Below are 6964 nucleotides of genomic sequence, written 5' to 3' on the forward strand. Positions count from 1 at the left end.
GAACTCTGCGGTCAGTCTCTGTTGCTTGAGGCGGTAAGACAGTTCTTCTGCCATTTCAAAACCATGGTTCGGAACGCCCTCTTGATCGGTCCGGAGGTCATCGTCCATGTGTTGTTTTTTCCCCGTGCAAAACCACGCCTTGACGCGCTTGTAACCAATATAGCGGCGGGAAGCACGTCCTACGTGCCATTTCCCGCTGTCTTGGGGCGCCTACCAATGCTACTTTCCGGCCGCCGTTCGATGATGTGAGGACCTGCACGACATCGCAGAACGGATCGCGCCGATGATCGGTATCGATGCTCCGGTGATGATTGACGCGCAGAGAACGCTGGGTCGGGATGCTGCAAGCGTCGCCGTCGCATGAAATATGTCGGCGATCAGTCGCTGCGCAATACGCAACAGGCGACGTCATTTGTGGCCATCGATCCACTTCGACATCAGGCCCTTGTCGCGGAAACATTCATCTGGGACGGCGCGCCGCTTTATCAGTGCGAGCTTCTCAGCGAATGCAACCTGCTTGGAACTCGGCCGCGGATCATTTCGACGGCTGGTTTCAACCGGGTCTGCGCGTCCATCCAAGCGCTGAGTGCACGACGATCCTGCTGAACGTCCCACGGCAGTAAGTTGCGGTTTCGTTCCGCAATAGACCGTGCGTAGGCAATCTGACGCGGTGTAGCGGATAAGACAAAGGCTGATGTTTCCATGACAGAACTCTAACAATGAATGTGTCTCACATTTAGAACGTAACATGAACAAAATCAAGCTGGCAACATTTGGTGCGCAGTGGGCCCACGTCCTAGCGAGCGCTGACAAGCAACGCCTCATCCGGCTGCTCGAGGGCGGCGGTCGCCGCGACGATGCTCCAGCCAAGACTACATGGTGTGCTTTCGTTGTGTCTAAGAGCGGCCGTTCGTGCGCTGCGCGGCGAAGGTCCGGAAAGAACCCTTATGGCTGCACGCTGCACTGCATACATGCTTCACCGATCAATAAATCCTTATGATACTTCGAAGCACTGCTTGAGCGCAGCTTCGAATGATCGTTGATCGTAAGGTTTGACCAAACTTACTACGCGTCGCTCCAAATAGCTCCCGTTTATCAGACCCGTCAAATCAGCGCCCGAGGCGATGATCACCCCAAGATGTGGGAAGTTTGCCAAAACGCGTCTGACCAGGTCCATGCCATCTCCGTCAGGAAGACCAAGATCGGTCAGCATCACCTCGACTGGCTGAAGGCTCAGCATTTTCGTGGCTTCCGCTACCGTTCCAGCTTCGACAACGTCATAGCCCAGGTCGGTCAGCATGTCCGCAGTTGCCATCCGGATCAGGACCTCGTCCTCAACCAGTAGCACGCGCCGACGTTTCTCTGGCCCATTGCTATCGTCAACAAGCTTGTCCGCCACTTGCCGTGGGGTCGCGTTCGGCTCTGGCAGCGGGCGTTGCGCCAGGACTTCAGCGAGTTTTTGCGCCAGACGTTCGCGCGTGTAAGGTTTGCTCAACAAGTTCACGCCGTCGTCAAGCCGGCCGGCATGGACGATCGCGTTCTGAGTATAGCCCGACGTGAACAGAACACCGATCTCGGGCAGCCTCTCTTTCGCCTTTTTGGCCAACTCGGGACTACGCAGAGTCCCGGGCATGACCACATCGGTGAACAGGATATCGATCTGCGCACCGCTGTTGACAATCGCCATCGCGCTGTCGGCGTTCTCGGCGCTGAGGACCGCAAAGCCGAGGTCACGCAGCAGATCCATGGCCGTTTCACGCACGGCATGGTCGTCCTCGACCACAAGAACGAGCTCCCCGTTTCCCTGAGGTAATTCGATCCCGGGCTGCGCCTGGCGCGTGTCCTCTTCTTCCCGGCTTCTGGGAAGGTAGATGCGAACCGTCGTTCCATGGCCTGTCTCACTGTAGATCTTCACGTGGCCCCCCGACTGACGAATGAAGCCATAGACCATGCTGAGCCCCAGCCCCGTGCCCTTTCCCGTCGGCTTAGTCGTAAAAAATGGATCGAAGACCTTTTCGATGATTTCAGGATCAATGCCGCCGCCGGTGTCCGTCATGGCAAGCATCACGTATTGTCCAGGCACCATCTGCGGATGGTCTCTGGCATAGGCGTCGTCAAGCGAGGCGTTGCCTGCCTCAATCGTGAGTTTGCCGCGGTGGTTCATGGCATCACGCGCGTTTATTGCAAGATTAAGGATCACGTTTTCCAACTGGATTGGATCGACAAGACAATTCCAAAGACCGCCGGAGATCACGGTCTCGATCTCGGTGGCTTCACCCAGCGTCCGTCGCAGCATGTCATCCATATCGCGCAGGATCCGACCAACATTCTTCGGCGCAGGTTCAAGGGGCTGCTGGCGACTGAACGCAAGAAGTTGTGCGGTGAGTTTTGCACCGCGCGAAACGCCTGTCATCGCGTTGTCGGCAAATTTTCGATTGGCGTCTTCGGCTGGCAGTCTCTTCAGCAGTAGCTGCAGGTTGCTGCCGATCACCTGAAGCAGGTTGTTGAAGTCATGCGCGACGCCGCCTGTCAGATGACCGACCGCTTCCATCTTCTGCGACTGGACCAGCTGCGCCTCAAGGCGGTCGCGCTCGGCCATTGCAGCGTCGACGCGGGCCTCCATCACATTGCCGAACTCGATTTCTGCATCCCGGGCTCGCAATTCCTCGGTGATGTCACGCACTTCGATGACGGTGCCGACGATCTTTCCACTCTTATCCTTCATGGGAGAGGCCGTGAAACCTACAGGATAGAAGCTTCCGTCCTTATGGACGAATGTGCCTTCGCCTTGGACTTTGTTGTCCTCCGGCAGGGCACGATCAATCTCGCAGTCTTCGATCGGGAAGTGATTTCCATCGGGGTGGGTGTGGTGGATCACTTCGTGAAGAGGCCGACCTTCGGTTTCGGTGAACCTGTAACCGGTCAGCATTTCGGCGGCATTATTCATGAACACGCAATGCTGGTTTTCATCCATCATGAAGACCGCCATCGTGGTGTTGCCCAGGATGGCATCCAGCCGCGACGAGGCCTTTGTCAGGGCCGCTGCTGTCTCATTCTGGGCTGTGATATCCTGAATGGCCGCATAGAATATATTTTCACCATCCGTCGAGATCAGCTGCAGATGGACCCTGACATCGTAGCGCGTGCCATCTTTTCGTTGATGAAACGTCTCGAACTCGAGCGCGGAACGTTCGCCCGTCAGGAGCGGATCGACAAGCTTGCGGAACGCCAGTTCCGATATGGCAGGTTTGAGATCCCATGCCGTCTTGCTGCGCAGCTCCTCCATCGTGAAGCCAAGATTTTCGCGGGCACCACGATTGACTAATGAGAATCTGAAGTCATCTGAGGAAAAGATGTAGACTTCGCTGGCGGCGTCTTCGACGATACGACCAAGCCGATCACTCGTCATTCCTGACCGTTTTTGCAAACTCGTTCTCGCACACAATACTGGGGCCATTGCAAGATGACCTGTCTGATATGCATGTTGAGCACAGATTTTCCGCTACGAAAATAGCGGTCATCACGACGACCTCATTTTCACTTCGACATGTAGGAATTCAGCAGGCGCAAGGCGATGATATCATACGTTCCGAAGGCCAAATAGCCACGTCACATAACCACTGCGGAAGCGATTTGGACCGGTTTTCCGGTGGAAATGGCGGTAGAGAAGGATTCAGCGAACGACGGCTCTGTGCGCACTGCCGACAGTCGATCTGCTCAATCGTGACAAATGCTGATGACAGACGTGAGCTTCGACTGCTGAGCTATGATGAAAGTCGACAGCCAAGGCTGTTAGTTTTTGTGACAGTCAGCGCGCATCGCCGTCAGACCGCATCGGCCTACGTTGACGAAAAACCAAGCTTGGAGGGCCGCCATGATCCTATACGTTCTCACAGCCGTTCTATTTCTGATAATCGATGCTGTCATGTTGACTTATGTCATGAAGCCTCTCTTCACCCGCCACCTTGGGGAAACGATGCGCGACAGCCCGATGCTTGCGCCGGCAGGCTTGTTCTACCTGGCCTATGTCGCAGGTCTCGTTTTTCTGGTGTCGATCCCCGCATTGCGTGATGTCGCACCTGGCCGGGCAGCACTTCACGGGGGTATCATAGGTGCGATGGCTTATGGAACTTACGAGTTCACCTCGATGTCCATCATGAAAGACTGGTCTTGGCAGATGGTCGCCGCTCATACGATGTGGGGCGCTGTGCTGACGGGTTTTTGTGCTTGGGCTGGCGGTGCACTCGTGTTGCGCTTTCAAGGCTGACCGTCGGCTTTCTCTGACATCATCCGGGATCATCTCATGTGCAACCTCTACTCCATCACGATGGCCAAGGATGCGATGCGGCAGCTCTTTGCCGTCGATGCAGCGGATGACGCGCTCGGCAATGCAGAACCACTGACCGCCATCTTCCGTAAGCGGGAAGCTGTGACCGTTCAGGCGTTGTATTTCCACGGCATGAGGGCATCGCGTTCAGCACTTGGCCACTGATTGGCGATGCGCTCCAAGGTCAGCGTCAGCCAGGCGACAGGGTCGACATCGTTCATTTTGCAGGTCTGCAGGAGGGTCGCGATCGTGGCCCATGTCCGGCCTCCACCGTCCGATCCGGCGAAGAGGCTGTTCTTGCGTGTGATGGTCTGGGGTCTGATGGCCCGTTCGACGATGTTGGAATCCAACTCGACGCGTCCGTCAATTAGGAAGCGCTCGAAGATCTCGCGCCGCGTCATGGCGTAGCGCAGCGCTTCTGCCAGCTTCGACTTGCCCGAGATGCGCGGCAGGGTCCGTTCCCACAGCGCGAACAGCGCCGCGACAATAGGTGTCGAGATAGCTTGGCGTGCCGCCGCGCGGGCTTCGGGGCTTTGACCGCGAACAGTTGCCTCGATCGTCCAGAGCTCAGTCATCTTCTCTATCGTCGCAGTGGCGACCTCAGATGCACCAGTCGTGTGCAATTCATAGAAGCGGCGTCGACTGTGCGCCCAGCATCCCGCCAATAGCGGACCATCGTTGCTGCCTTCCTTGCGTGCCAGCTTGCTGTAGGCGGCGTAGCCGTCCACCTGCAGGATACCGCGATATCCCCCGAGATGCCGCTGCACACAGTCTCCGGACCGGCTGTCCTCAAAGCGATAGGCCACCATGGGCGGACCGCTTCCGCCGAACGGCGTGTCGTCACGGGCATAGGCCCAGAGCCAGGCCTTTTTCGCGCGGCCGTTGCCGGGGGCAAGGGTTGGCAAGCTGGTTTCATCCGCAAAGACCCTGTCGCCTTTCAAGACCTCACGCAGGACATGGTCTGCAAGGATATCCAGCTCGAAGCCAATCCGGCCCATCCACTGGGCCATCAGCCGGCGGTCAAGGTCCACTCCGTCACGGGCATAGATACCCTCCTGCCGGTAGAGCGGCAGCCCATCTGCGTATTTCGAGACCGCAATCTGCGCCAGCAACGCCTCTGACGGCAGACCACTCTCGATGATATGGTTCGGGGCCAACGCCTGGATGACACCGTCCCAGCCTTTGAACGCGTATTTGGGGCGGCGGGTGATGATGACCCGGAACTTCGCCGGGATCACATCAAGCCGTTCGGCCACGTCTTCGCCAATCAGCACCTTCTGCTTGCCGGCATGTTCCGGCAGGTCGTCAGGCTCGATGACCACTTCAACACGCTCGAGATGCGGCGGGAAGCCTTTGCGTGGCCGGGGTGCCCGCTTCTCCTGTGAAGCCTGGCCCTTGCCGATCTGCGCCCGCAGGGCCGAGATACCCGTTTCGATCTCTTCGAAGAGGAAAGCCTGCTGCGCATCCTCATCACCCGCCGTGGCAGAGCCAAGCTTCTCGGACCGTCGTCCGAACCGTGCCCGGTCATAAGCCTTCAGGATCTGCATCAGCCGCTTGATCCGCTCGTCGGCATCCGCGTTACGGGCTCTGAGCGTCTCGATCTCACGCTCCAGCGCGTCCGCACGGCACGCTTGCGCGGCCATGGCGCGCACCATGGATTTCAACTGATCCATGTCGTCAGGAAGGGGGGATCCACTGCTGCTCATCACCTCCGGTTAGAGCATGTTTCCCCCTGTTTTGCTCGCGTTTTCTTCATGCAGCAGCGCAAATTATCGCTGCCGCAGGACCGGTCAGCCGACAGTTTCGGGGCGCCGGACGGCGACCGGCCGCACCCGTTTCCAGTCCAGGCCATCCACCAGCGCCATCAGCTGGACAGTGTTCAGCTGAACCCGGACATGACCGATCCGCGGCCAGCAGAACCCGGCTTTTTCCAGACGCTTCGCATAAAGGCAGACCCCGCTGCCGTCCCACCATACGATCTTGATCCGGTCCGCCCGCTTTGCGCGGAACACATAAAGTGCCCCGCTGAACGGGTCGCTCCCCGCATCGCGGACCAGCGCCAGCAAGCTGTCCGGTCCTTTGCGGAAGTCGACAGGGTGGCTGGCCAGGAAGACCTTCACGCCGGACGGGATCATGCTGTGCGCACCGCACGAATGATCCGGCGCAGCGCAGCCTCGTCGAGGTCAGGGCTGAGGCGGATGATGACACTGCCCAACACGATCTCCACCATTGGCACGGGTGTGCCGGGTGAAACTGTCGTCTGCGCATGGGCCTTCAGGAAAGCCTTGCGCCAACCAAACAGCTGCGGGGGCGAAATCCCCAGACGGCGGGCCAGCGCTGAAACGTTCACGCCCGGTTCCAGCGCCCCGGCGACGGCCTGCGCCTTGAACTCATCCGACCAGCGACGACGCTCGCCCACCGGCGCACCGTCAAGACGTTCGACAACGGCTTCGATCAATTGAAAGCTACCATGCGTAGGCATAGGCGTAGGACTGGTCGTAGACATAGAACCCCGGCGCTTGCGTGAACGCCGCAAACCTACCCAGGAACAGGAAGCCATTTAACCCACGGGGCTGCCTTGTCGCTTACCATCTTCCCGAAGGGCATGGCACCGATCGTCGGGGCAGACGCCGACGG

Annotated in this window: 5 protein-coding genes and 1 pseudogene; 1 reads left to right on the top strand and 5 read right to left on the bottom strand. The window is 58.5% G+C overall.

What is annotated here, in order from left to right:
* Window positions 1-408 precede the first annotated feature (408 nt).
* Window positions 409-704 (bottom strand): annotated as a pseudogene (locus tag ACOI1H_RS22365) (hypothetical protein).
* A gap of 290 nt (window positions 705-994) precedes the next feature.
* Entirely contained in the window at window positions 995-3409 is a 2415-nt protein-coding gene (locus ACOI1H_RS22370) for a PAS domain S-box protein (RefSeq protein ID WP_422440302.1), read from the bottom strand.
* A gap of 465 nt (window positions 3410-3874) precedes the next feature.
* Here ACOI1H_RS22370 and ACOI1H_RS22375 point away from each other — a divergent pair, with 465 nt between their 5' ends.
* Entirely contained in the window at window positions 3875-4267 is a 393-nt protein-coding gene (locus ACOI1H_RS22375; protein ID WP_422440303.1) for a DUF2177 family protein, read from the top strand.
* A gap of 170 nt (window positions 4268-4437) precedes the next feature.
* Here the strand turns inward: ACOI1H_RS22375 and tnpC are convergent, their stop codons facing one another.
* The 3 genes from tnpC to ACOI1H_RS22390 form a co-directional block, all read right to left on the bottom strand.
* Window positions 4438-6033: an IS66 family transposase gene (gene tnpC, locus ACOI1H_RS22380; protein ID WP_422440305.1), complete on the bottom strand. Its 1596-nt coding sequence runs from the start codon at window positions 6031-6033 to the stop codon at window positions 4438-4440.
* An 84-nt stretch (window positions 6034-6117) separates the two neighbouring features.
* Window positions 6118-6462 carry an IS66 family insertion sequence element accessory protein TnpB gene (gene tnpB, locus ACOI1H_RS22385; RefSeq protein ID WP_422440307.1) on the bottom strand — a complete coding sequence of 115 codons (345 nt, stop codon included), beginning with the start codon at window positions 6460-6462 and terminating at the stop codon, window positions 6118-6120.
* A complete protein-coding gene (locus tag ACOI1H_RS22390) occupies window positions 6459-6785 on the bottom strand; it encodes a transposase (RefSeq protein WP_422440309.1) in 327 nt (108 codons plus the stop codon). The genes tnpB and ACOI1H_RS22390 overlap by 4 nt, the downstream gene beginning before the upstream one ends.
* Window positions 6786-6964 lie beyond the last annotated feature (179 nt).

Origin of the sequence: Loktanella sp. DJP18, from assembly GCF_049310965.1 — a bacterium.
Taxonomy (GTDB): domain Bacteria; phylum Pseudomonadota; class Alphaproteobacteria; order Rhodobacterales; family Rhodobacteraceae; genus Loktanella.